Origin of the sequence: Staphylococcus caeli (assembly GCF_051413795.1) — a bacterium.
Taxonomy (GTDB): domain Bacteria; phylum Bacillota; class Bacilli; order Staphylococcales; family Staphylococcaceae; genus Staphylococcus; species Staphylococcus caeli_A.
In genome coordinates this window covers 75,306-94,193 of the sequence record NZ_JBOIRQ010000003.1, presented here as the reverse complement: position 1 = coordinate 94,193, position 18,888 = coordinate 75,306, and the positions used below count along the sequence as shown (strand labels likewise).

The 18,888-nt window shown below is 33.8% G+C and carries 41 protein-coding genes; 1 reads left to right on the top strand and 40 read right to left on the bottom strand.

The window, feature by feature from the left end:
- Nucleotides 1–5: 5 nt before the first annotated feature.
- The 37 genes from ACSULM_RS03130 to ACSULM_RS02950 all read right to left on the bottom strand — a co-directional run bounded on the left by ACSULM_RS03130 (nucleotide 6) and on the right by ACSULM_RS02950 (nucleotide 17,540).
- Nucleotides 6–785 carry a head maturation protease, ClpP-related gene (locus tag ACSULM_RS03130; protein WP_436860487.1) on the bottom strand — a complete coding sequence of 260 codons (780 nt, stop codon included), beginning with the start codon at nucleotides 783–785 and terminating at the stop codon, nucleotides 6–8.
- On the bottom strand, nucleotides 775–1,938 hold the full coding sequence (locus tag ACSULM_RS03125) for a phage portal protein (protein ID WP_436860485.1): 1,164 nt from the start codon (nucleotides 1,936–1,938) through the stop codon (nucleotides 775–777). Before ACSULM_RS03125 ends, ACSULM_RS03130 begins: the two co-directional genes overlap by 11 nt.
- Before the next feature lie 11 nt (nucleotides 1,939–1,949).
- A complete protein-coding gene (locus tag ACSULM_RS03120; protein ID WP_436860482.1) occupies nucleotides 1,950–3,602 on the bottom strand; it encodes a terminase TerL endonuclease subunit in 1,653 nt (550 codons plus the stop codon).
- Nucleotides 3,599–3,964 (bottom strand): hypothetical protein, encoded by a 366-nt coding sequence (locus ACSULM_RS03115; RefSeq protein ID WP_436860479.1) that lies wholly within the window; start codon nucleotides 3,962–3,964, stop codon nucleotides 3,599–3,601. Before ACSULM_RS03115 ends, ACSULM_RS03120 begins: the two co-directional genes overlap by 4 nt.
- A gap of 143 nt (nucleotides 3,965–4,107) precedes the next feature.
- Nucleotides 4,108–4,419 carry an HNH endonuclease gene (locus tag ACSULM_RS03110; protein ID WP_436860476.1) on the bottom strand — a complete coding sequence of 104 codons (312 nt, stop codon included), beginning with the start codon at nucleotides 4,417–4,419 and terminating at the stop codon, nucleotides 4,108–4,110.
- Nucleotides 4,420–4,701: 282 nt separating this feature from the next.
- Nucleotides 4,702–5,100 carry a hypothetical protein gene (locus ACSULM_RS03105; protein WP_436860473.1) on the bottom strand — a complete coding sequence of 133 codons (399 nt, stop codon included), beginning with the start codon at nucleotides 5,098–5,100 and terminating at the stop codon, nucleotides 4,702–4,704.
- A 12-nt stretch (nucleotides 5,101–5,112) separates the two neighbouring features.
- Complete coding sequence (locus tag ACSULM_RS03100) at nucleotides 5,113–5,346, bottom strand: helix-turn-helix domain-containing protein (RefSeq protein ID WP_436860471.1); 234 nt, start codon at nucleotides 5,344–5,346, stop codon at nucleotides 5,113–5,115.
- Nucleotides 5,347–5,363: 17 nt separating this feature from the next.
- Entirely contained in the window at nucleotides 5,364–5,687 is a 324-nt protein-coding gene (locus ACSULM_RS03095; protein WP_436860468.1) for a hypothetical protein, read from the bottom strand.
- Nucleotides 5,688–5,696: 9 nt separating this feature from the next.
- Complete coding sequence (locus ACSULM_RS03090) at nucleotides 5,697–6,044, bottom strand: hypothetical protein (protein ID WP_436860465.1); 348 nt, start codon at nucleotides 6,042–6,044, stop codon at nucleotides 5,697–5,699.
- Nucleotide 6,045: 1 nt separating this feature from the next.
- Nucleotides 6,046–6,180, bottom strand: coding sequence for a transcriptional activator RinB (gene rinB, locus ACSULM_RS03085; RefSeq protein ID WP_436860462.1), 135 nt, complete (start codon nucleotides 6,178–6,180; stop codon nucleotides 6,046–6,048).
- Between the two features lie 3 nt (nucleotides 6,181–6,183).
- Entirely contained in the window at nucleotides 6,184–6,462 is a 279-nt protein-coding gene (locus ACSULM_RS03080; RefSeq protein ID WP_436860459.1) for a DUF1381 domain-containing protein, read from the bottom strand.
- Entirely contained in the window at nucleotides 6,462–6,851 is a 390-nt protein-coding gene (locus tag ACSULM_RS03075; protein ID WP_436860457.1) for a DUF7448 domain-containing protein, read from the bottom strand. The genes ACSULM_RS03080 and ACSULM_RS03075 overlap by 1 nt, the downstream gene beginning before the upstream one ends.
- 12 nt (nucleotides 6,852–6,863) lie before the next feature.
- Nucleotides 6,864–7,070: a DUF7366 family protein gene (locus ACSULM_RS03070; protein ID WP_436860455.1), complete on the bottom strand. Its 207-nt coding sequence runs from the start codon at nucleotides 7,068–7,070 to the stop codon at nucleotides 6,864–6,866.
- A gap of 47 nt (nucleotides 7,071–7,117) precedes the next feature.
- Nucleotides 7,118–7,702, bottom strand: a complete 585-nt coding sequence (locus tag ACSULM_RS03065; protein ID WP_436860453.1) for a dUTP diphosphatase — start codon at nucleotides 7,700–7,702, stop codon at nucleotides 7,118–7,120.
- Complete coding sequence (locus ACSULM_RS03060; RefSeq protein ID WP_436860450.1) at nucleotides 7,692–7,838, bottom strand: hypothetical protein; 147 nt, start codon at nucleotides 7,836–7,838, stop codon at nucleotides 7,692–7,694. The genes ACSULM_RS03065 and ACSULM_RS03060 overlap by 11 nt, the downstream gene beginning before the upstream one ends.
- 14 nt (nucleotides 7,839–7,852) lie before the next feature.
- Nucleotides 7,853–8,383, bottom strand: a complete 531-nt coding sequence (locus tag ACSULM_RS03055) for an NUMOD4 domain-containing protein (RefSeq protein WP_436860447.1) — start codon at nucleotides 8,381–8,383, stop codon at nucleotides 7,853–7,855.
- Nucleotides 8,384–8,662, bottom strand: a complete 279-nt coding sequence (locus ACSULM_RS03050; RefSeq protein WP_436860445.1) for a hypothetical protein — start codon at nucleotides 8,660–8,662, stop codon at nucleotides 8,384–8,386.
- Nucleotides 8,663–8,668: 6 nt separating this feature from the next.
- Complete coding sequence (locus ACSULM_RS03045) at nucleotides 8,669–9,025, bottom strand: YopX family protein (protein WP_436860443.1); 357 nt, start codon at nucleotides 9,023–9,025, stop codon at nucleotides 8,669–8,671.
- Entirely contained in the window at nucleotides 9,026–9,397 is a 372-nt protein-coding gene (locus ACSULM_RS03040) for a hypothetical protein (protein ID WP_436860441.1), read from the bottom strand.
- Between the two features lie 189 nt (nucleotides 9,398–9,586).
- Complete coding sequence (locus ACSULM_RS03035) at nucleotides 9,587–9,892, bottom strand: DUF1140 family protein (RefSeq protein WP_436860439.1); 306 nt, start codon at nucleotides 9,890–9,892, stop codon at nucleotides 9,587–9,589.
- On the bottom strand, nucleotides 9,893–10,663 hold the full coding sequence (locus tag ACSULM_RS03030) for a DUF3310 domain-containing protein (RefSeq protein WP_436860437.1): 771 nt from the start codon (nucleotides 10,661–10,663) through the stop codon (nucleotides 9,893–9,895).
- Nucleotides 10,664–11,011 (bottom strand): SA1788 family PVL leukocidin-associated protein, encoded by a 348-nt coding sequence (locus ACSULM_RS03025; RefSeq protein WP_436860435.1) that lies wholly within the window; start codon nucleotides 11,009–11,011, stop codon nucleotides 10,664–10,666. It lies immediately after the preceding gene.
- 13 nt (nucleotides 11,012–11,024) lie between these two features.
- Nucleotides 11,025–11,228 carry a hypothetical protein gene (locus tag ACSULM_RS03020; RefSeq protein ID WP_436860433.1) on the bottom strand — a complete coding sequence of 68 codons (204 nt, stop codon included), beginning with the start codon at nucleotides 11,226–11,228 and terminating at the stop codon, nucleotides 11,025–11,027.
- Nucleotides 11,229–11,233: 5 nt separating this feature from the next.
- Entirely contained in the window at nucleotides 11,234–11,635 is a 402-nt protein-coding gene (locus ACSULM_RS03015) for a DUF1064 domain-containing protein (RefSeq protein ID WP_436860431.1), read from the bottom strand.
- Between the two features lie 10 nt (nucleotides 11,636–11,645).
- On the bottom strand, nucleotides 11,646–11,867 hold the full coding sequence (locus tag ACSULM_RS03010) for a DUF3269 family protein (protein WP_436860429.1): 222 nt from the start codon (nucleotides 11,865–11,867) through the stop codon (nucleotides 11,646–11,648).
- Entirely contained in the window at nucleotides 11,868–12,029 is a 162-nt protein-coding gene (locus ACSULM_RS03005; RefSeq protein ID WP_436860428.1) for a hypothetical protein, read from the bottom strand.
- On the bottom strand, nucleotides 12,026–12,811 hold the full coding sequence (locus tag ACSULM_RS03000; RefSeq protein WP_436860427.1) for an ATP-binding protein: 786 nt from the start codon (nucleotides 12,809–12,811) through the stop codon (nucleotides 12,026–12,028). The genes ACSULM_RS03005 and ACSULM_RS03000 overlap by 4 nt, the downstream gene beginning before the upstream one ends.
- Nucleotides 12,812–12,822: 11 nt before the next feature.
- Nucleotides 12,823–13,617, bottom strand: a complete 795-nt coding sequence (locus tag ACSULM_RS02995; protein ID WP_436860426.1) for a phage replisome organizer N-terminal domain-containing protein — start codon at nucleotides 13,615–13,617, stop codon at nucleotides 12,823–12,825.
- Nucleotides 13,589–13,837: a helix-turn-helix domain-containing protein gene (locus ACSULM_RS02990; RefSeq protein ID WP_436860425.1), complete on the bottom strand. Its 249-nt coding sequence runs from the start codon at nucleotides 13,835–13,837 to the stop codon at nucleotides 13,589–13,591. The genes ACSULM_RS02995 and ACSULM_RS02990 overlap by 29 nt, the downstream gene beginning before the upstream one ends.
- Nucleotides 13,809–14,075: a helix-turn-helix transcriptional regulator gene (locus ACSULM_RS02985; protein ID WP_436860423.1), complete on the bottom strand. Its 267-nt coding sequence runs from the start codon at nucleotides 14,073–14,075 to the stop codon at nucleotides 13,809–13,811. The genes ACSULM_RS02990 and ACSULM_RS02985 overlap by 29 nt, the downstream gene beginning before the upstream one ends.
- A complete protein-coding gene (locus tag ACSULM_RS02980; RefSeq protein ID WP_436860421.1) occupies nucleotides 14,072–14,740 on the bottom strand; it encodes a putative HNHc nuclease in 669 nt (222 codons plus the stop codon). The genes ACSULM_RS02985 and ACSULM_RS02980 overlap by 4 nt, the downstream gene beginning before the upstream one ends.
- Nucleotides 14,741–14,753: 13 nt before the next feature.
- Complete coding sequence (locus ACSULM_RS02975) at nucleotides 14,754–15,167, bottom strand: single-stranded DNA-binding protein (RefSeq protein WP_436860592.1); 414 nt, start codon at nucleotides 15,165–15,167, stop codon at nucleotides 14,754–14,756.
- Nucleotides 15,164–15,838 carry an ERF family protein gene (locus ACSULM_RS02970; protein ID WP_436860419.1) on the bottom strand — a complete coding sequence of 225 codons (675 nt, stop codon included), beginning with the start codon at nucleotides 15,836–15,838 and terminating at the stop codon, nucleotides 15,164–15,166. Before ACSULM_RS02970 ends, ACSULM_RS02975 begins: the two co-directional genes overlap by 4 nt.
- Nucleotides 15,839–16,330, bottom strand: a complete 492-nt coding sequence (locus tag ACSULM_RS02965; protein ID WP_436860417.1) for a siphovirus Gp157 family protein — start codon at nucleotides 16,328–16,330, stop codon at nucleotides 15,839–15,841. It abuts the gene before it with no gap.
- 60 nt (nucleotides 16,331–16,390) lie between these two features.
- Nucleotides 16,391–16,573: a hypothetical protein gene (locus ACSULM_RS02960; protein ID WP_436860415.1), complete on the bottom strand. Its 183-nt coding sequence runs from the start codon at nucleotides 16,571–16,573 to the stop codon at nucleotides 16,391–16,393.
- 11 nt (nucleotides 16,574–16,584) lie between these two features.
- Nucleotides 16,585–16,788: an ICEBs1 excisionase gene (locus tag ACSULM_RS02955; protein WP_436860414.1), complete on the bottom strand. Its 204-nt coding sequence runs from the start codon at nucleotides 16,786–16,788 to the stop codon at nucleotides 16,585–16,587.
- Nucleotides 16,789–16,799: 11 nt separating this feature from the next.
- Nucleotides 16,800–17,540 (bottom strand): phage antirepressor KilAC domain-containing protein, encoded by a 741-nt coding sequence (locus ACSULM_RS02950; RefSeq protein WP_436860413.1) that lies wholly within the window; start codon nucleotides 17,538–17,540, stop codon nucleotides 16,800–16,802.
- 65 nt (nucleotides 17,541–17,605) lie between these two features.
- Here ACSULM_RS02950 and ACSULM_RS02945 point away from each other — a divergent pair, with 65 nt between their 5' ends.
- Nucleotides 17,606–17,938 (top strand): hypothetical protein, encoded by a 333-nt coding sequence (locus ACSULM_RS02945; RefSeq protein WP_436860411.1) that lies wholly within the window; start codon nucleotides 17,606–17,608, stop codon nucleotides 17,936–17,938.
- On the opposite strand, the gene ACSULM_RS02940 is transcribed toward ACSULM_RS02945, so the two are convergent.
- The 3 genes from ACSULM_RS02940 to ACSULM_RS02930 are packed head-to-tail and all read right to left on the bottom strand — an operon-like array spanning nucleotide 17,921 to nucleotide 18,790.
- Complete coding sequence (locus ACSULM_RS02940; RefSeq protein WP_436860409.1) at nucleotides 17,921–18,085, bottom strand: hypothetical protein; 165 nt, start codon at nucleotides 18,083–18,085, stop codon at nucleotides 17,921–17,923. The genes ACSULM_RS02945 and ACSULM_RS02940 overlap by 18 nt on opposite strands.
- Before the next feature lie 28 nt (nucleotides 18,086–18,113).
- Nucleotides 18,114–18,557 carry a hypothetical protein gene (locus ACSULM_RS02935; RefSeq protein WP_436860408.1) on the bottom strand — a complete coding sequence of 148 codons (444 nt, stop codon included), beginning with the start codon at nucleotides 18,555–18,557 and terminating at the stop codon, nucleotides 18,114–18,116.
- A gap of 35 nt (nucleotides 18,558–18,592) precedes the next feature.
- A complete protein-coding gene (locus ACSULM_RS02930; RefSeq protein WP_436860406.1) occupies nucleotides 18,593–18,790 on the bottom strand; it encodes a helix-turn-helix domain-containing protein in 198 nt (65 codons plus the stop codon).
- Nucleotides 18,791–18,888: the final 98 nt, after the last annotated feature.

Here is an 18,888-nt window from a genome sequence, read left to right as displayed (position 1 = left end):
ATTGTTTATTTTGTTTGCATATTAAATAATCTTGCAAAACTGTTTTGTGGTTCTTGTGTCTGAGGGTTATCTTCTTTTTTTGAATCATCTTTGTTTTCTACTTTTTCACGTATAGCTTTTACGTCAGATTTAATTTCTTGTAAAAGTGTAATTACTTCTTCAGCAGTAGGTTGTTGATTTTCTTCTTGTTGCCCTGCATCTTCGTTACGATATCTTTTCATAAATGTTTCACCCCCTAACATTGTTGATGTGGCAGCTGCTGCTACTCTTGAACTTTTTGTTACGTTATCTATCAAACCTAAGTCTTTTGCTTCTTTAGCCGTGAACCATGTTTCGTCATCCATATATTGTTGAAGAAGCGCATGGTCAATGTCAGGATTTTTATCAACATAACTGTTAAATACAACTGAGTTGATACGTTCTAACGAATCAGCTTGTTTTTTGAAAGCATTAGAGTCCCCAGCTATTTCAGTCCAAGCATTATGAACCATAAGCATTGCATTACCAGGCATATTAACTGTGTCACCAGCCATTGCAATAACAGAAGCAATACTTGCAGCTAATCCGTCAATATTCACTGTGATATGAGCATCTTGTCTACGTAACATGTTGTATATTGCTACGCCGGAGAAGACATCTCCGCCATTCGAGTTTATATTCACTACAACCTCGTCTATATCGCCCATAGCATTAAGTTGGTCCTTAATTGTTTGAGGACTAATAGTCATACCCTCCACAGTGACATTATCGATAAATCCGTAAATATCTATTTCGTTATTCGCCATCTATATCACCTCCCTCATCGCTTGTAGATTCTTCATCCACAGTTTGATAGTTCTTAGTGATAATAAATTTCTGCATTTCTTCACTTCCTATAGGTTCGAATCCTGTTAATACTCTTATTTCGTCCCTATTAAAAGAACCACTAGCAATGAGTTTGTCTACCGCTTCACTCACTTCTAACGGTCCTTTTTGATCTATAGAAATTGCTTTAATTCGTTTACCTTCTTTGTAACCACGCTCACTAAACAATTTAGCGTTTAATTCATCTGTTATTTTCTCGATGATAGGTTTAATACAGAACTTCATGTAATTATCAGTCATAGCTTCTATGTCAGCTGTATCTCCGTTGATTAATCCAACAGGTATTCCTAAGTTACGAGCTACATAACTTAATAATTGATTCGGTATTTTAGCTAAGTCATCAACTTGTGATGAGTTTTTAGTATTACTAGATGTATGTTCTTGATATTCGTAACCTTTTTGTATAGGTACTATTGCAATATCGTTACTTTCGAATGCCTTGTAAGCTTTATTCACAAACTTTTGCATTTCTTCACTTGTCGCATTAGTTAAAGGAACGTTAGCTTCCATTCCTAACGTTGCTCTAATTTGATTATTCATTAAGTTAGACTTAATCAATCGACCAAATATATCGCCGTAATCCCCAAACATGCCATATAACATATTAGTAATACTAATGTTGTTATATTCTAAGTAGATAACTTCACTCATTTTAAAACTGCGTTCAAATTCAAACTCACCAATTATGACATGTTCGAATATATCATCATACAATGCGTATTCTTCTCTGTGGAAGTCATCGGCAATTATTAAATCTTTCTTATCTGTGACCACAATTAACACTTCATTGTCGTAGATAAGCTTCCGTATAACTTTTTGCCAAAATGTAGCAGCACTTTCATCAGTGTTTGGCCGTACATTCAATTTATAATGTGTGGTAGATGAACTATCTTTGTTTTCACCGTCGATAATTTCAAATTTAGTCTGACTAATTGTTCTAGCAATATGATTAATACATGTATCTAGTGCCCATTGCTTAATGTATGCCTTGTGCGATGTTTCTCTCAGTAAGTCAAAGTCATAACTAAACTCGATTGCTTCGTTTCTCCCTATAATTCGGTCAAATATACTCAATGTTTCACCTCCTAAAATTTAATATCAGCCATAATAAATGGTTGATCGTACTCTAATATTTCATCAGCACGATACAATGCATGTAGCATGGCGTGGAATCCATCTGTTTTACGTCTTACTTCATCTTTTTTAATGTATTTCTTGCTACCATCTGGTTGCATTTTTACTGCAACATTATTAGTAAACCAACGCATTAATGGATTATCACCGAAAGTAATTTGTTTTTTAGCGAACATCGTATCTATACGTGGCGCAAGCAAACCATGTATAGCAGTCGGATTCCTAATAACTTCTAAAGGTATGCCAGCATCTTCAAATGGTCTACGTACAATGTCTGTTCTGAAGTTATCTGATATAACTTTAGTTAAGTAATATTTTTGTTGTTGCTGTACAAACCAGTTAACTATATAAGAGATATCGATAACATCGTCATCCACAATAGTTAATAGCCCATCATCTGCCCATTGTTCTATAGGTGGCTCTAAATGTGTCGTTTCTAAGAACTCACGCCGTATAAACGAATGAGTTTTCCAATAATATTGGTCATTCTCCCTAAACAACAAGCCTACACTGGCAAAGTCTCTAACTAACGCATAGTCAAGACCACCAATGCAGGCTTTATTTTCCAATTCAGGAAACGGTTTATTTATCGCTTTAATTTCTTCCCAAGGTGCAACTACACTTTCAGGGTCTTGCTCAGGTAAATTCATTCGTTTAGTTACAAATTCAGGTTTATTTGAACGATTAAATGGTAAATCGTTATATTCTTCTCTAATTGTACTTAATAACTCTTTTGCATAATCATATAGCGGCTTATGCAACATTGGATTAGCTTTTTCCCACATTGATGCGTCATCTATTTCTTTTGGGTCATCTAATTTGCAATAAAATGGGAACATTCTACTATTCTCAACATCGCCTGAAAGAATGGTTAATATTTTTTCCTTCATTGAATCCATATAACCTTCTCTTAAGTGACCATCAGTACTAATGTAAAATGTTCGACGATTAGGCACCTTACCTAAACCACCACGTTTCACATTTATCATTTCAGGTCCTTCAAAAAAATGAATTTCATCAAATATAACACACCCTTCACGTCCACCATCTTTGGTTTTCGTGTTAGATGTGTTATATTTTATCGTTGAATTTGTACTTCTATTTGTTATTTTAGTTTTACTAACTAAATAAGGCGCTTTAGGATTTTTACCGGTTTTGTTTTGCTTACTTTTAGATAACGTGTTATATATTTCATTAAACGAAGTAGTTGCTTGTTCTTCACTATTTGCCACGATTGAAATATCATAATTATCAATACCGTGTAACGGTGTTATTAAAAAATTGCTAATCGCACTGATGAATCCATTTTTACCACCACCACGTCCCATTAATAATGCAAACTCTGTAAAATACGGCGAATCCATTTCCTTATCAATAAGAAATATAAAAGCAATGATAAATCGTTGAAACGGTTGCGTAGGAAAATACCATTTTTCAATAAATTTTATACAGTTTTCAATCTTTTCATCGTCAAAATAAACAGTCTCTTTTACTAACACGTGTTTCTCTAGGTAATTAACTAAATCAATACGTTCTTGGTTGAACACAATCTTGCCATCTCGCCACTGTTGAATATACTCATCAACATATTTGTTACTAATCATACATAATCATCAACAGGGTCGTCTGTTTCCACCGGCTTAGACTCTTTCGGTAATAAGTCAGTTAATTGTTTAATAGCTCGTTGATAAGATTGATCACGTGTATTGTATAACCTTGCAACAGGACGTTCACGCTCATATGCCGGAACATTTTGAGATTGTTGGAACAAATCATATTCGCCATTCTCTTGAATATCTTCCCACATGTAATTGAGCATTACTCTATTACGTGCTGCTTGTTTAATAAGACCTTGTGCTACTTTTAACTTTTCGTTAGATAAGTCTTTGTAGACTTCAAGCAATCTTTTTTCTTCTTTTTTAACAAGTTTCTCACGTTCGAGTCGTTGTTCTTCATTTAATTCCATATTTTCACTCCTTCCTTTCATAGGGGGTAGGGGTATAGGGGTTATATGTGAACTTTTTTCAAAATCTTGTAAAGTCGAGCCCACACGCCGTTCTCCCATTCGGGAAATAATTGGGAAATGATTCTACCCGGGGGTGTGTTTATTTACCATAGTTCATCATTCCATTTATTTTCTTTTGGTTTAAATTGATTTCCCCCATATTGAAATCGTATATGTCTTTTATTGTGACAAGCTTTGCATAATGTTCTTAAATTATCTGGTTCAAGTTTCAGGTCTGGTCTATCTTGTAATTCTTCTATATGGTCTATTTCTAAAGCTTCAGTCGTAACCTTTCCTTCTGCTTTGCACCATACACATTCATAGTTATCGCGTCTTAATACAATAGCTCGAACATCTTCCCATGCTTTACTATTATAGAAACGTTTACGTTCTTTATATTCATTGTAATCAATCATAAGAGTTAAGCTCCTTAGTCTAGATCACCATTAGTTATGACGTGTGAGTTGTGTATGCTAACTCATATGAGTACACCATCATGACTGAATGGATACATAAAGTTAAAGGGGTTTCATGTGATGCACTCATATCAATCAACATATAAAGAAAGACACACCAGCGGAATTGGTGTGCCTGAATATAGTATTGATAGGTATTTATCCCATATGGATATTATATACCGAAGCATATGCATATATATAATAGTGTGTCATATGTGGCATATGTGACATTTGTCCATACTATGTCTGTGCATCCATATAGATACTCACTATGATATCTAGCTTACGATATACTTCCTTACGGTCTACCTTCATTAACATAGCAATAGTGTTTATCTTCTCACCCTGCTTAAGTAACTGTAGTATATGATAGTTCTTATCGTTAGTAATCACATGCTCATAGTCATCAATGAATGCTACCTTCTCTATAAGCTCTTGTGTCTTGCGTCTATCCTTATCATTACGTATTACTCTAACTAGCACCTTATCTCCAGTGCCACCTTGACCTTTAGGCATAGCTGATTCTATACCATACTGTCCTATGGAAGTACTATCGTACTCATACATTTGATGGTCCATAAGTCTACGCATCCAGTGGTAATCGGTTATTAATTGTTTCACTTCACTTGGTGTGTACATATGTTACCTCCATTAATCATCTATATCAGTTATAATCATTTCACATAATTGTTTGAAGTCTGCGTTGTAATGTTCAGCTATTTTATGCACTGTCATTACCGATGGACTTCTTTTACTATTGGTACGCAAATCATATCCTTTTTCTAAGCTGTCTAAGTACGTGTGACTAACGCCTATATCTTTCGCAGCTTGTCGTATGGATATGTCACCACGTAACTGTTTGATATAATCTCCAAATGTATTCATATGCTACCTCCAGTTACTCATCTTAATTCATATAATTCTCTGTGGCTTATATCGTCCTTTGAAACCAGCTCTAATATATTATGTGCCATAAAAAATACTTTTTCAGATTCTTCCAAATGTAATGCTTTCATTAAAAATAAATACTTATTTGCTAAATAGCTAGCTACAGTAATTTCATATCTGGTCTCTTTAATAAATATTTCTAATCTAAAACGAACATAGTGTTTTCCCATAGGATTTTCTATACTTATTGCTTCTATTTTGTACTTATGATTCGAAAGGTTGAATTCATCTAATTCAGTAGCTTTATGTCCATCTTTTCTAGTGATACTTTCTCCCATATATTCCACCTACCCTTTAAATCTCTTCCACTCTTGCATAGCTTTATCTTTATCTACGTTATTAAAATTTATATTTGTAACATCAAAAGTATCATCTACAGCTAGTACTAAATAATCTTTGTCTATTAGTGTTTTACTGCTATCTTCAAATTGTTTCAACGCATCCTCACTTAATCGTCCAGTCATAAATTGAAATATAACCACTTTATTATCTGTGTCTACCATTAACTTTTGAGGTCGACTTCTCTTATAATCTAATTGATATTTAAGGCTGCGTATTTTATCTGACTTAATACTTCCTGATATCAGACTTAGTAGTGCAATACAACCCAATATTATTGATGTAATTATCCACATATCAATTCACATCCTCATAATCTTTCGGTTGATCTGTATCATCATTCGCCTGTTTTCTAATTAGTATTTGATTTGTAACGTATTTGCTTAGTTCGTATAGTGCAATGATTAGTAGTGTTTTAAATATTAGTAACATTATTCACTCACTGTCCTTTTCTATATATCCTCCATATATCGCATCACAATCGAAACATTTAAACGCAATATATACAGGTTCGTTTTCTACATAATAATATTCATGATTGGTATTCCAACTTTCACATCTAGGGCATTGTTTCTTGTCACTCGCTTTACGTTCCGCCTCTTCCTTACTCTCTGCCTCAACAACTTGATACGTTTCGTTCTCTCGTATCTTAGTAACGTCTGTGAAAGGTGTGCCGGTTGAATCGGTTAGTGTGCGTATTAAATACTGTGTCATTAGTGTTCCACCACTGGATAGTGAACATCTTTAATTTTCAACGAACAAACACTGTAATAATAGTTACCGTTACCTGCGTCTGCACTACATTCACCTTGTGCAATTGGGTTTTGATTGTGATATAAAACTACAGTTGCAAGACTTTCAGTTTCTTCATCAAATAGTTCTTCTTCTCTTTCATCTTCTATTTTCACGTTAGTGATAACCGCATCTAGTTTCACATTCATCCATTTTCCACCAGCACGTGCACAACAGTCTGATTCACTTTCTACTATTTCAATAACAATTCCGTCATCTAGTGTTAATGTTGTTTCAGTCCAAGCTATAATCTTTTTATATAATATTCGCTTTTTTATTTCTTTAAATTCTTTGTAATTAATGTCGTACATCCACACTCACTCCTAGTCAGTTTTAATCATTGTTAATGAGACTTTAAACATTTGTCTTAATTGGTCATCGCTTAATGAATCAAGCATCTTAGAATAATTTTTATTGCCTTTATCTCTAATTGCTTTAATAATATTATTTTCATGTTCAATTTTTTCTTCTGTATTCATTTGTTTAACCTTTTTAATTCTTTCAGTTAATTCTGGTGTAAGTTTTAACATGGGTTCACTCCTTATTAAGTACCTCTTTAACTTTTTGTAGTATGTCTTTAGTATCCTGTACTTCCAAAACCTTTTTCTCCTCTTGCTGATTCATTACTAAACTCCTTAACTGGTACTAACTCTGGTGTCCATATAGGTACGATGACTAACTGCGCTAGTCGGTCGCCTTTTTGTATTTTGTAACAACCTTCCATAACTAAATTCTCCTCTGTTTTAGGTCGTTCAATAAATTCTCCGTCTATTCCAATAGGAGACCAATGATGACTATAACTATCCCACGGTTCTGCTATTTCTATATCATTCTTAATATTAATCTTCATATGACCTTGAAACCCTGCGTCAATCTTCCCTGTCTCAACAACAAGATGTGTCTTACTACTTACACCACTTCTGCTTGTAAGTAATCCCACATAGCCTTTAGGAATGTTCACTGCTAGATCAGTAGCAATTAATGCTTTTTGTTGTGGCTCAAGTATTACTGTTTCTGCTGCGTATATATCATAACCAGCTGATTCATCATCTGCTCGTTTAGGTTTAGTTGCATTGTTGCTTAGTAGTTTGATTTGTAGTGTATCTCTTTTGTTTTCTTCTCTACTAAATTGTTCTAGTAATTCATCAAATTTATTTGCCATCTACTCGTCCTCCAAATATTATTTTTAGAAACTCATTAAAATGTTCTGGTTTACCATTTGAAACTTCTCCCCAATGGTCATCTATGGGTAAATCATTGTTATTTATTAGGTCTTGAATCTTATCGTCATCGCTCATCGTCTGCACGCTCCTTAACTTACATGTTTCCATGACCGTTTCATTTTTACATCTCTGATAGCTTGCTTTGAAACATTAAACATTAATGATAGTTCTCTGACTGCTTTTGAACTCTCTCTTATAAATTTAACTTTATCAACAGTTAATTTAACTGAACGCTGTCTTTCTCCTCTAGCAACATTAGTTAATCCGTTTTCATGTGCATGAATAGAATTCTCTGTAGGTGTAGACCATTCTAAATTTTCTAAATTTGAATTTTGTTTATTACCATCTATATGATTTACATATGCTTTATTTAGTGGATTAGAAAGAAACGCTTTTGCTACAATTCTATGAACTGAATATCGTTTGCACTCTCCATTTATACACAAACTAACCATTGGATAACCAGTATTCCCAATGTATTGCGACATCGTCTTGCCTTTCAATTCCATTACACTTGTACTGCGTTCTATTTTTCTATCTACACTCTTAATGTTTCCTAAATTACTTACTTGATAAAGCCCTTCATATCCTTTTATATCTTTCCAATACTCATACACCATCTACTTAACCCCCAACTTATCTAGTTCGCTTCTATAGTGTTTATAGGTATCACTAGCAGGACTGACAATTAACTTATAATTAATGAATTTGCTAAAGTCTTGGAGTAAGTCTATTTGTTTCTCATTCTCCCGTTCCAACCTACTAATATTAGCTTTCAACACTGCTAAATCATCGATTAGGGAGTCGCGTTCTGTTTTGTATTGGTTCATGTCTTGTCTTAGTTTTTCATTTTCAATTCTTAATCTCATAATATCTTCAGCTGTTTCTATTAACCCCACTCGCCATCACTCCTTTAGTAAATGTGGGTGTTCGTATTTGTTTCCTATGACTTCTACTCCACCCAATACATTTACAAAACTCTCAAAATATTTATTACACACTAATCCGAATCCTCCATATCTATATTCAACTACTGATAAACCTTCGCTGAAACACTCGACTACATCTCCCTCGTATATTTCCACACCGTTTCGGTCTTTAATTCCTGTGGATTGGAGGAGTTCGACATCTTTAAAACTAATAGCTTCACTATGTCCGTATCTCCAATGATTGTAATAAACCTCTTTATTTTCAAAATCAACAACTGTTACATCGTTCATTAGTTTAGTTTTTTTATCCCACGCTCTAAACTTCGGTATCATCTACTTCACCAGCTTTCCGTCGCGCCAAATACATTTAAACTCTCCATCAATGTATGCGTGAAATTCTTTGCTTTCTTCATCTTTTTCCCAATCAATTTTTGTGTTTTGCCATGTTATGTGTAAATCATCTTCAGTAATTTCAATCATGTGCTCAAATCTTGTATCTTCCGTAATTTCTTCCTCGATTTCGACTGTGAATATTTCGCCTGTTGGTATAGGACTTGTAGTATTAAAATACATAAGACCATTTTTATTAAAGCAAACATTATAAAGGTTTTTCTTTCCAATAAAAATAGTATTGTCTACATCGTTCTCCATCGCCCACTCAATCAACTGTGGTAAGTTTAGTTGTTTCTTAGTTTTGATTTTCATACCTTAACCCCTCCATTACTTTCCTGTTATGTGCTTTATCCTCTGGCAACACTGCTACAATAAAGCTGTTAGTATTTACAGATTTCAAGAATCCCTTAAGGCGATAATATTTTAATAACTGTGCCAATTCTTTGGTGTTCATCCCACCAGTTTTATATTTGTAACGTATGTTGATTGTGTTTGATAGGATCATGATAATTTATACTTTTCCATTACAATGTCGTATTTCTCGACAAACTTATATCTGTCTTGGTGTAGCTTCTCACTCCATTGTGTGTATTCGTCCATTGCTTTAAGCTGTTCAATTAATCCTTTTATTTCTCTTTGCGTCTGTTCAGTACCAGCCACTGCTTTCCAGTATCTACTTGTACCAACTTCTGCGTTATAACTTGTGTTGCTATACTTTAAAAATTGTTTGTACGTCCTATCAATTCTTTGAAATAATGATTTAACAATCAAGTCTGAATTTTTTAATAGTATGTCATTAGGTGTCATCTACTTCACATCCCAATTCTCATATGCACGCTCGATATACCATCTAGCTTTTTCCACATCCTCTTTACCATTCTTGTGTGGACTGCGTGCCAAGTATTTAATCGCATTACCAATGTGATAAGCTACATTAGGATTGTAGTGTTGAGTTACCTGCTCAATGAAATCTATGACTTCTATATCACCATAGTTATAATGCGATGGGTGGTTGACTGTGTCATTACGCTTACGTTGTTGTAAGTCGTTGGATTTATTGTATTCAGTGGTTGACTTACTAATTCCTAAACCTGATTCTAAAATTGATTTTGCTTTTTCAATGTTTTCTTTGGCAGCTTTTTCTAGCCACTTAGTTGGGTCTAATGGTTTACTTGCTTCTCTAACTCTTATGAAAGTAGTTTCATCACCGATATACTCATAACCTACCGAAGGAAAATGTACCGTTGCTAATTTATTAGTAACACCAACTACCTTACCTTCTAAAGGTATTTTGCCATTTGGTATTTTTATTGTGTCGCCTACATTCAAATCCTTTATTCTCATTCCATTCACACTTTCCGTCTTATTCTTTAAATAGTTACTCCACAAATCGAAGTAGTTATCATCTGTGATTTCATATAAGTTACCTATTGAATTTATAATTGCCGTATTGTCATCATCGCCTCTGAACTCTAATTCATCCACACGTCCTACAACTGTCATGCCTTCACTGAATTCACTCTTACCAATGTCATAAACAATGACGTATTGATCTAGCTCTAAATCTCTTATCTTCATCTAATGCACCGCCTTAGGAAATATACTTGTTTCCATCAAATACTCACACCACTTACCTCTACTGTGTTGCTGTGGTACGTTAAACAAATGTGGTTTCTCTTTTCTCAATCGTTCATCTTGGTACTTCTCTTTAGCTTCTGTATTGTCGTATTCATACTCTCTAACACCTTTAAGCATTTCATATTCTGCCTTGTCTGTACGTTTAGGTACATGACAAGCATCATATAATGACCAACCACTTAAAATTCTGCTTCTCAATCCTTGTACGCTAATTCCATTTCTCTCTACCGCTTTTAAGTTATCGCCTAATATATCGTACTCAACACCGTATGCACTAATTGTTTTCATCCTTCTCGTCCTCCTAATAATCCTTAACTTGTACGTCTGATACGTCTTTAAATTTAATATCTTCAAATCCTAATAACTCTGGATTGCTTTTATATCGTTCTGCTACTTTATCGGCTTCCTGTTCTTTAATTGCTTCTAAGTCGTAATTATCTGCCACAGGTACTGTTACTTCCTGTTCGACTTCCACTTTAATTTTTAGTGTGATTGTTGCATCCATAAATATCACTTCGCTTTCTTACGCTCTCGTCTTGCTTTAATTAAATCTTCGTAACTGATCCATTCTAAACCTGTATACTTAGGTGCTTTACATACCCACGTTAACTTCACTTCAGGATATAAGTATCTAAAGAATTTAGCTTTTAACTTCGCTGTTTCAGTTGCCATGCCCTTCACATCTATCACTTCAATTAATTTACCTTCACTCAATAGTGCAAAGTCTGCGATATATTCTGATTTACGCTGCTTACCTACTTTAGGTATTAGTTCATATCTAGGTTGCACTTCAATTTCATCAAAACCATCTATGTGCAATCGATTTACTAAATATTTGTAATACTCACATTCGACTGTACTATCAAACACAATCCCTTTATATTCAACTTTCTTAGCGTTGTATTTGCTCATTCTGTCACTCCTATAGATCAAATATATTTAACTGTGACCCTAATTCTTGTTCGTAATATAAATTGTGTACTGCTTTGAAATGTAATAATTCTTCGTCTGTCATGATTTTGGTAGCACCACCGAAGTAAGCACCGGTAAAGTTGCCTACTTCGTTCAGTCCATTTTCTAGTGGTACTACAGATATGACTTTTTCGTTACTCTCTCTAAATAAAAAATATTGTTTGTTTTCCATTTACATCACCTCGCGAATAGCGACCCTATTTTGACGTTCTATACGTTTCTGGATAAATAGTTCATATAACTTCTTTTCGTCGCCCTGTGCATGTTCTATGAGTTTCTGAGCATATACATCTGAACACTCAAGATTTTGTTTAATAAATTGTTTGGTTATCAAAATTTGATACCTCTCATTCTGTAATCTTCGCCGTCCATTTTGATTAATGTTGTGTTAGACATCATTCGGCTAAAGATACGTTGTGCGTCTTTATTTTTGCTTAATTCCTGTGCGTTAAGGTTAGTTGTGTATATATTGTGTTTGCCTACTCTTGATTCAATAAGTTCAAACATCTTACCTGTAGCAAACTCATTCATATTGATTCCGAAGTCGTCAAACACCATCAGATCTACTTGACTAATAATGTGATTCAATTCTTGTTCAGTAAGATTTGTATTCTTATTGTAGGTACCTTTGATAGTTGAAATGAGTTGTGGCACGTTCATATACAACACTGAATAACCTTTATCTCTAACTGTGTTGACAATAGACATTGATAAGTGTGATTTTCCTGTACCAAATGAGCCTTGTAGCAATAGCGATTGTTTGTTGTCTAATGTGAAGTTGTTTGCATATCTTTCACATAGTGACTTGGCTCTTGCTAAATCATCGTTAGTTGCTTGGTAGTTATTAAAATTACAATGTGCTAGTTCTTCATTGATAATTGATTTTTTGAATATACTGTTAGCCTTAGCTGCTCTATTACGTTTTTCAAACTCTACTTTCTTCTGCTTAGCCAACTCAATCATTTCGCAGTCGCAACCGTCTTTAACGACTTGACCGTTATCAAATTCGTAATAGTCATAAGTACGACCGCATTTATCACATTTCAAACCATGTTCCTGTTGGACAATGTTATTCTTAAATCCTGTTTGTTTTGCTATATTCTCAAAGGGATTCATCTACTCACTCCCTAAAATAGATTGGCATAAGGATTGTTTTCTGTTTCCTTATTAATTACTTGTTGGTTAAGGTAGCCTTCAAACTTATTACCAAATAGCGTTTCCGGTCTTAGGAACTTCTCCATATCTGTTCCTTTCCATTCAGCTACTTTGTTATCAATTACCTTCTTGAAATCATCTTCTGTAAATCCTTCATTCCATCTTGCTTTAATAACAGTTTGAGTTTTATTCGTAGTATGTTTATAGTGCTTGCCTGTTTTTTCGTTAAGATAGTTAATGATTGGTTGATAATGTGGTTGATGTGTAGTCGGGTTGCCCGACAATGTACTTACTTCTTCTTCTAGTTCTAATTCTTTATCTAGTTCTAATTCTTCTTCTGTTGCGTGACTGTCACGTGAAGTCACGTGACTATCTGGTAATTCCTTTTGTTTCTCTCTTTGCCTTTGTTTACGCAACCTGTTTTGTTCTCTAATTTTTTCTAAACCTTCTATGTTTTGATGTTTGTCCCAATTAGAAACTTTTATTACGCCTTGCACATCTTCAACCATCCCTAATTTTTGGAAAGTTTGTATAGCTAATCTCACTGAATTGAGTGGTCTATTAAATTCATTTGCTAACATTTCAGCGTTATATGGCAAGTTTTCAGATAGCATAATATAACCTTGTTCGTTATACTTGCCAGCTAGTGTTAGCAACTTAACCCAGATTGTTATGATTGTATCCCTTTCAGGTAATGCTTCGATATACTTAATCTTGCTGTCGTCGAACATACCAACTTTAAGTTTTATCCATTGGACTTCGCCCATGTTTTTCACCTTCTCCGTATAAAAGCCAATTCATATTTATTTCAAAATCAACACTTATTTCTTTTAATCTTTTTGCGTTTGGTATTGATACACCCTTTTCCCATCTACTTACTATGCTGTCTGATGTATCGAATCTTTTACCAAATTGCGCCATTGTTTCACCATGAGTAATTCTTAATATTTTTATACGTTTAGCGATTTCTTCTTTGTTTACTTCCAACCCGTTCACCTTCTCCGTACAAGATCCACTCAACTGTTGTGTTGTAATCTTTTGCCATTTGTTTTAATACATTCATTCTCGGTATGTGTACACCGTTTTCCCATCTGATAACAGCTAATCTGTTAACATCGTATTTCTTACCAAATATGGATTGTGTTTGGTTTGAGTCTATTCTTAGAATTGCTATCCTATGACCCATTAAGCACCTATCTCTATAATTAAGAGGTCTTGCTATCATTGTTTCTCACCTCGTAACATGCTATTTAATTTGTCATTTACATCCACCCAAGCATTTTCTAAATGGTGTAGTTTATTAAAACTACTCATTCCCATGTCGTGCTGTTGGTTGTGATGTTTTCTACATAGTGCTAACACTTTGTTTCCATAATGATTTATCTTGTTTCTATTTCTCCCTCTACCTACTGCTTGAAAGTGTGCTAAATCGCTATTTGGAGCGCCACAGATAACACATTTACGGTTGATTGTAGATTTATATAAAAAATACTTATCGTTTGTCATGAGGGTGCTTGTGGCTATCCTCATAGGTATATTGTTATCGAATATAAAATCTAAAATTAACTGTATTAATTCACTGGCTTGTCTTCTCTTGCAGTTACTTAAAGATATTGGTTCATAACCATTCAGAAACTCTAGTTGTTTTTGGAACATATATCTTAAGTAATCCATAGGTTGACCATAGTATTCGTAAATATCTCTTACCATCGCGAATATTTTCCGACGTTGTTTACCAGTTATTCGATACGGGTCATTCACCCTCACTTCACATTCAACCTCTAATCCGTTATCTAGTAGTAGAAAGTCTTTATTATCTAATGTCACACCCTCGATGACAGCAGTTAGCGTGCCATCATCTTGTTGGATGTATGATTTAATTATTGGCATTTAATCAGTCCAATCAGAAAGGAACGTCATCTTGAATATCTACGTTACTATTTGCGAATGGATTATCTTGTGTTGTAGGTTGTTGCGTTTGCTGTTGTTGTTTATTTTGTCCGTTTGACTGTCCCTTGGTATCTAAGAACTCAATTCGATTGGCAGTGATACGTACTACAGAACGATTGTTACCTTCTTTATCAGTAAATCTATCTTGTTTGAGTGTTCCATCCACACCAATTTTTGAACCCTTACCACAATATTCATTGAGTAACTCTGCAGTTTTACCAAATGCAACAATATCGAAGAATGATGCATCATCCTTTTTATATGGATTTTCTACTGCTATTGAAAAATTAATTACTTGCGTTTTGCCTGCTGGTTTAATCTCTAAGTCTTTTGTTATTCTTCCTGTGATTGCTACGATATTCATTATTCATTCTCCTTTGATTTTGATTGTTTACTCCATTTGTCTAGTGTCGCTATCATTGTTGCTATTTGATTATTTGATAGTTGATTAATATCTGATATTTTTAGTTGTTGTTTAACTTGATCTGTTGATACATCTTTGCCTAATGACTTCATTAACTCACTAAACATAGTTATCTCGTTTTCTAATTCTGCAATATTCTTGGGGTCTACTTTCGAATACTTGTCTTGTTTTTCTTTAGCATCTGCATCATCTTCATCTGTCGGAATGTTGAAGAATTTCATTAAGAAATAACGTTCAGAATAGGTTAGAGCAGTACCCAATGCTTTCGCTGGGTCGTCTTGTTGTCCTATCGCAAAAAACGTTAATTCCATTTTTTCTTCTGGTTTATCAGCGTTAATCCATGTATATACAAGACTCAGTTTGACCGTATATTCTGTAGTAGTTACTTGTTTTTTATATTTAGGACTATATCTAGTCACATCTTCAACAAAATGTTCTTCGTTTACAGTATTAGGAACTAACAACAATCTGTGTTCAATCATTTTTGAACGTATTCTATGCAATACTTGCGACCCACTAACATAATTGTAGTTGTAACCTTTTGTATCTTTGGTAAATCCATCTATATTAGCTTTAACATCAGCAATCTTTTGATATAAATTTAATTCGCTCATTTATCTCACCCTCAAACTTCTAGTTTGTTTAACTTCAATACCAGGGATCTCTTTGCCTTCTTTTAATTCAGCTAATGCATCTTTTTTGTTCAATTTAGGTGCTTGTGAGATCCAATAATCTTTTGGTATTAATTTTTCATCAAGTACATTTAAGCTTGGTGGATTGTTTTGAATGTTGTAACTGTTTAATGCAGTTTTAAATTTAGTTTTGCCAGTTTCTTCCATCATGTTTTGTAACGATTCTTTCATACGTTTTATATGCGCATCATATGTTGTTTTACGTTGTCTTAAACGCTTAATTTCTTCGTCTATTGCTTCGTTATCACTTTCTAGTGATTTAATTACTTTGATATAATTGTCTGCTTTAACTTCTAATGCTTCATCGATACTTTCTAACGTATCTATATATGATTGATCTAATTCTTCATGGTCTTGGGTAATCATATTCAGCACAGTTAAGTAATCGCTTGATAATTTATATATATTGCTCATTGACTAATCCCCCTAAGATTGTGTATATTTAAGTTGTTAATTTTAAAAAGTGTTCGACTGTTAAGCGTTGGCGCGCTTAGCGGTCTTTTTTGTGTCTTTGAACACATATTCAAAGAATACATACGTTAAGATGCTTAACATCCATGCGTAGCCTAGACCCGTTACTGCATTACTCGTTAGCATTGATATGACAAACAACGAGACTAGAAACATTGCGAATGCTATATAAAATGAATTACTCATGCTATCCCTCCTTAAAATACTTCTAATAACTCTTCTGGAATTTCAATGCCTTTATACTTTTCTTGAAAGACAGTAACTGGTACCAGTCCTCTTTCTGTGTAATATCCTTGCTTCTTCAATTCAGCATTCATTTGATTAATACGTCTGTTAGCCGTTGCTTTTGAACGTCCTAATATGATTTGTACATCTTTAGAATTAAGGAATTGTTTTTTCATTTAAATCACTCCTACTCTGATAAAAATTTATTGATAAAATATTGTTGACCCTTACCTGTAATCTTTGGCGTTTTACTAATAGATGTATGTCCGTCTGAATGTGCAATTGTCGTTTCTTTGATTTCAAACAATTCTCGTTCCATTGAATATTGAGTTGGCATGTTATAGTCGACACCTTTGCGTTTGATTAGGAACCCATTTTGTCGTAACCATTCAAACAGCCTACGTTGACCTATATCTACACCATTTTGTTTAATGATTTTCGCTAACTCCCCAACTAAAATTGATGTCTTAGTTGTAGCTACTGCATCAGCAAATATTACTTTAGGCTTGTCTTTTGCAATTTGAGCTTCGAGTTGTAATTTGGTTTCGTTAGCAATTTTCAATGCACGTTGCATTATCATTTCTGGACTATTCCATGCTTTCTCTACTTGGATAAAATATTGTCTTGCACGTTTACCTGGTTCACTCCGTTGTATCATTGCAATTTCTTTCGCAGTGTCTAAAGTTAGTGCGTGATCAATATAGTGAGTTAAGTTACCTTGAGCTGTTGCTCTTTTTTGAGCAATAGCTGTAAAATCAGTATTTTCTTCAAAACCGTATTTAAGCATTCTAGGAAACCAATCTTTATAAGCAGTCTTAACTTCTAATGCTTGATGTAGCTCTCGACCACTAATTGCGATTTCTCCGTTTTCTTTTTCTTGAATATTGAACATCTGTCCGATGCTCGGTTTATTTTGTAAATCTTGCATAATCTATATGCTCCTTTCGTGTATAATATTGTTATCGCTACTGCGATAGTGGGTGGTGTTAAGTTATGAGTTCTAAAATTACGGGTTTTGATAAGTTGTATGATGATTTAGATAAATTACGGAAAAACGCTAAATCGATAGACGGTACAAATGATGTTGATTTTAAAGATTTATTTTCAACTAAATTTATGACTAATCATACAAATACTGATGATATCTACGATTTTATTGAAAATAGTAAATTAGATATCAAAAATTCTGATGATTTTGATAAGGTTCAAAATTCCAATGAATGGAATAGCTACGTTAAAAGTTCTAGCGATTTTAATTCATGGGATGAAATGCAAGAAAGTGCTTTACAAAATTACATTTCAAACAATTTATTCAAAGGACTGTAATTCACTTTTTAAATTATCGATGTTTTTGATAAGTTCAGATGAATCAATCGTCACCTTAACTTTGTAATTACTTTTGAAAGCACTCTTAATCTCTTCCGCCAAGATGACGATTAGGAGTGCTATTTTTAATATCTGTTTTAAGTTCATACTATCCCTCCTTATAAGTTAGTTTCCTTTATTCAAAATCATCTACTGTTAATCCGGATATACGTTTTTCGTATAAATGTAAGTAGTAACCTTTGATATCTCGATAAATCTTAGCTGCTAGTTCATATTCACTCTCGCTTAAATCGGAATTTAGTGTTACTCCAAATGCTGATAAAGTTAGCTTTCTGATATGGTCGTGAACATCATAAACGAACGCTTTGTAGTGAACTTTTTCAAAACCACTATTATATTTTTTTAATGTAATGGGATGATTTAATACTCCTAATCTTCCAGCATCTGCATTTCCAGTTACTTCATATTTATTATTAATTCTTGTAAAATCATCAGGTTTAATTCTTACTTGATTGAATATAGAATTACTGCTAAGTGATTTCTTACCGTCTAACCTTTTGCTAACTTCTTGCTCTACAATTTGAATTAAGTCTTTCTTTGTTAATGTGATTGTTTCCATTTAGCTCCTCCTAAGCGTTCCTTTTTTGGAACGAATTAATCAAAAAAATATTCCATGTCGTATCCGAGTAATTCTGAAATCAATGCTAATTCATCAGCTCCAATTGTTGCTAAACCATTTTCTCTTTTAGAATATGCAGACCTTGATTTAAACCCTAGTGCTTTAGCTATTTCTTCTTGTGTATAATTTTTTCTTTTTCTAACACGTTGAAGTCTATCTAGATTAAGTTTCATGTTTACACCTCACTTTCGTTCCTTTTTTGGAACAACACAAATATACCACTTCCGTTCCATACTTGCAACACTTAAAATTAAATTTTTCTAAAAAAATC

Coding starts and splice junctions, on each gene's coding strand:
- ACSULM_RS03020 (WP_436860433.1), bottom strand. CDS start 11,228: ATGGATGCAACAATCACACTAAAAATTAAAGTGGAAGTCGAACAGGAA.
- ACSULM_RS02980 (WP_436860421.1), bottom strand. CDS start 14,740: ATGCCAATAATTAAATCATACATCCAACAAGATGATGGCACGCTAACT.
- ACSULM_RS02955 (WP_436860414.1), bottom strand. CDS start 16,788: ATGAAAAAACAATTCCTTAATTCTAAAGATGTACAAATCATATTAGGA.
- ACSULM_RS02960 (WP_436860415.1), bottom strand. CDS start 16,573: ATGAGTAATTCATTTTATATAGCATTCGCAATGTTTCTAGTCTCGTTG.
- ACSULM_RS03080 (WP_436860459.1), bottom strand. CDS start 6,462: ATGACACAGTATTTAATACGCACACTAACCGATTCAACCGGCACACCT.
- ACSULM_RS03015 (WP_436860431.1), bottom strand. CDS start 11,635: ATGAGCAAATACAACGCTAAGAAAGTTGAATATAAAGGGATTGTGTTT.
- ACSULM_RS03090 (WP_436860465.1), bottom strand. CDS start 6,044: ATGTGGATAATTACATCAATAATATTGGGTTGTATTGCACTACTAAGT.
- rinB (WP_436860462.1), bottom strand. CDS start 6,180: ATGTTACTAATATTTAAAACACTACTAATCATTGCACTATACGAACTA.
- ACSULM_RS03035 (WP_436860439.1), bottom strand. CDS start 9,892: ATGACACCTAATGACATACTATTAAAAAATTCAGACTTGATTGTTAAA.
- ACSULM_RS03095 (WP_436860468.1), bottom strand. CDS start 5,687: ATGGGAGAAAGTATCACTAGAAAAGATGGACATAAAGCTACTGAATTA.
- ACSULM_RS02950 (WP_436860413.1), bottom strand. CDS start 17,540: ATGCAAGATTTACAAAATAAACCGAGCATCGGACAGATGTTCAATATT.
- ACSULM_RS03070 (WP_436860455.1), bottom strand. CDS start 7,070: ATGTTAAAACTTACACCAGAATTAACTGAAAGAATTAAAAAGGTTAAA.
- ACSULM_RS03115 (WP_436860479.1), bottom strand. CDS start 3,964: ATGGAATTAAATGAAGAACAACGACTCGAACGTGAGAAACTTGTTAAA.
- ACSULM_RS03030 (WP_436860437.1), bottom strand. CDS start 10,663: ATGAAGATAAGAGATTTAGAGCTAGATCAATACGTCATTGTTTATGAC.
- ACSULM_RS02965 (WP_436860417.1), bottom strand. CDS start 16,330: ATGAGCAATATATATAAATTATCAAGCGATTACTTAACTGTGCTGAAT.
- ACSULM_RS03055 (WP_436860447.1), bottom strand. CDS start 8,383: ATGGTGTATGAGTATTGGAAAGATATAAAAGGATATGAAGGGCTTTAT.
- ACSULM_RS03130 (WP_436860487.1), bottom strand. CDS start 785: ATGGCGAATAACGAAATAGATATTTACGGATTTATCGATAATGTCACT.
- ACSULM_RS03010 (WP_436860429.1), bottom strand. CDS start 11,867: ATGGAAAACAAACAATATTTTTTATTTAGAGAGAGTAACGAAAAAGTC.
- ACSULM_RS03060 (WP_436860450.1), bottom strand. CDS start 7,838: ATGAGCGATGACGATAAGATTCAAGACCTAATAAATAACAATGATTTA.
- ACSULM_RS02995 (WP_436860426.1), bottom strand. CDS start 13,617: ATGGGCGAAGTCCAATGGATAAAACTTAAAGTTGGTATGTTCGACGAC.
- ACSULM_RS03120 (WP_436860482.1), bottom strand. CDS start 3,602: ATGATTAGTAACAAATATGTTGATGAGTATATTCAACAGTGGCGAGAT.
- ACSULM_RS03105 (WP_436860473.1), bottom strand. CDS start 5,100: ATGTACACACCAAGTGAAGTGAAACAATTAATAACCGATTACCACTGG.
- ACSULM_RS03025 (WP_436860435.1), bottom strand. CDS start 11,011: ATGAAAACAATTAGTGCATACGGTGTTGAGTACGATATATTAGGCGAT.
- ACSULM_RS02940 (WP_436860409.1), bottom strand. CDS start 18,085: ATGAACTTAAAACAGATATTAAAAATAGCACTCCTAATCGTCATCTTG.
- ACSULM_RS03065 (WP_436860453.1), bottom strand. CDS start 7,702: ATGGCAAATAAATTTGATGAATTACTAGAACAATTTAGTAGAGAAGAA.
- ACSULM_RS02945 (WP_436860411.1), top strand. CDS start 17,606: ATGAGTTCTAAAATTACGGGTTTTGATAAGTTGTATGATGATTTAGAT.
- ACSULM_RS02985 (WP_436860423.1), bottom strand. CDS start 14,075: ATGATAGCAAGACCTCTTAATTATAGAGATAGGTGCTTAATGGGTCAT.
- ACSULM_RS02970 (WP_436860419.1), bottom strand. CDS start 15,838: ATGAGCGAATTAAATTTATATCAAAAGATTGCTGATGTTAAAGCTAAT.
- ACSULM_RS03100 (WP_436860471.1), bottom strand. CDS start 5,346: ATGAATACATTTGGAGATTATATCAAACAGTTACGTGGTGACATATCC.
- ACSULM_RS03040 (WP_436860441.1), bottom strand. CDS start 9,397: ATGAAAATCAAAACTAAGAAACAACTAAACTTACCACAGTTGATTGAG.
- ACSULM_RS03045 (WP_436860443.1), bottom strand. CDS start 9,025: ATGATACCGAAGTTTAGAGCGTGGGATAAAAAAACTAAACTAATGAAC.
- ACSULM_RS02935 (WP_436860408.1), bottom strand. CDS start 18,557: ATGGAAACAATCACATTAACAAAGAAAGACTTAATTCAAATTGTAGAG.
- ACSULM_RS03110 (WP_436860476.1), bottom strand. CDS start 4,419: ATGATTGATTACAATGAATATAAAGAACGTAAACGTTTCTATAATAGT.
- ACSULM_RS03000 (WP_436860427.1), bottom strand. CDS start 12,811: ATGAATCCCTTTGAGAATATAGCAAAACAAACAGGATTTAAGAATAAC.
- ACSULM_RS03075 (WP_436860457.1), bottom strand. CDS start 6,851: ATGTACGACATTAATTACAAAGAATTTAAAGAAATAAAAAAGCGAATA.
- ACSULM_RS02930 (WP_436860406.1), bottom strand. CDS start 18,790: ATGAAACTTAATCTAGATAGACTTCAACGTGTTAGAAAAAGAAAAAAT.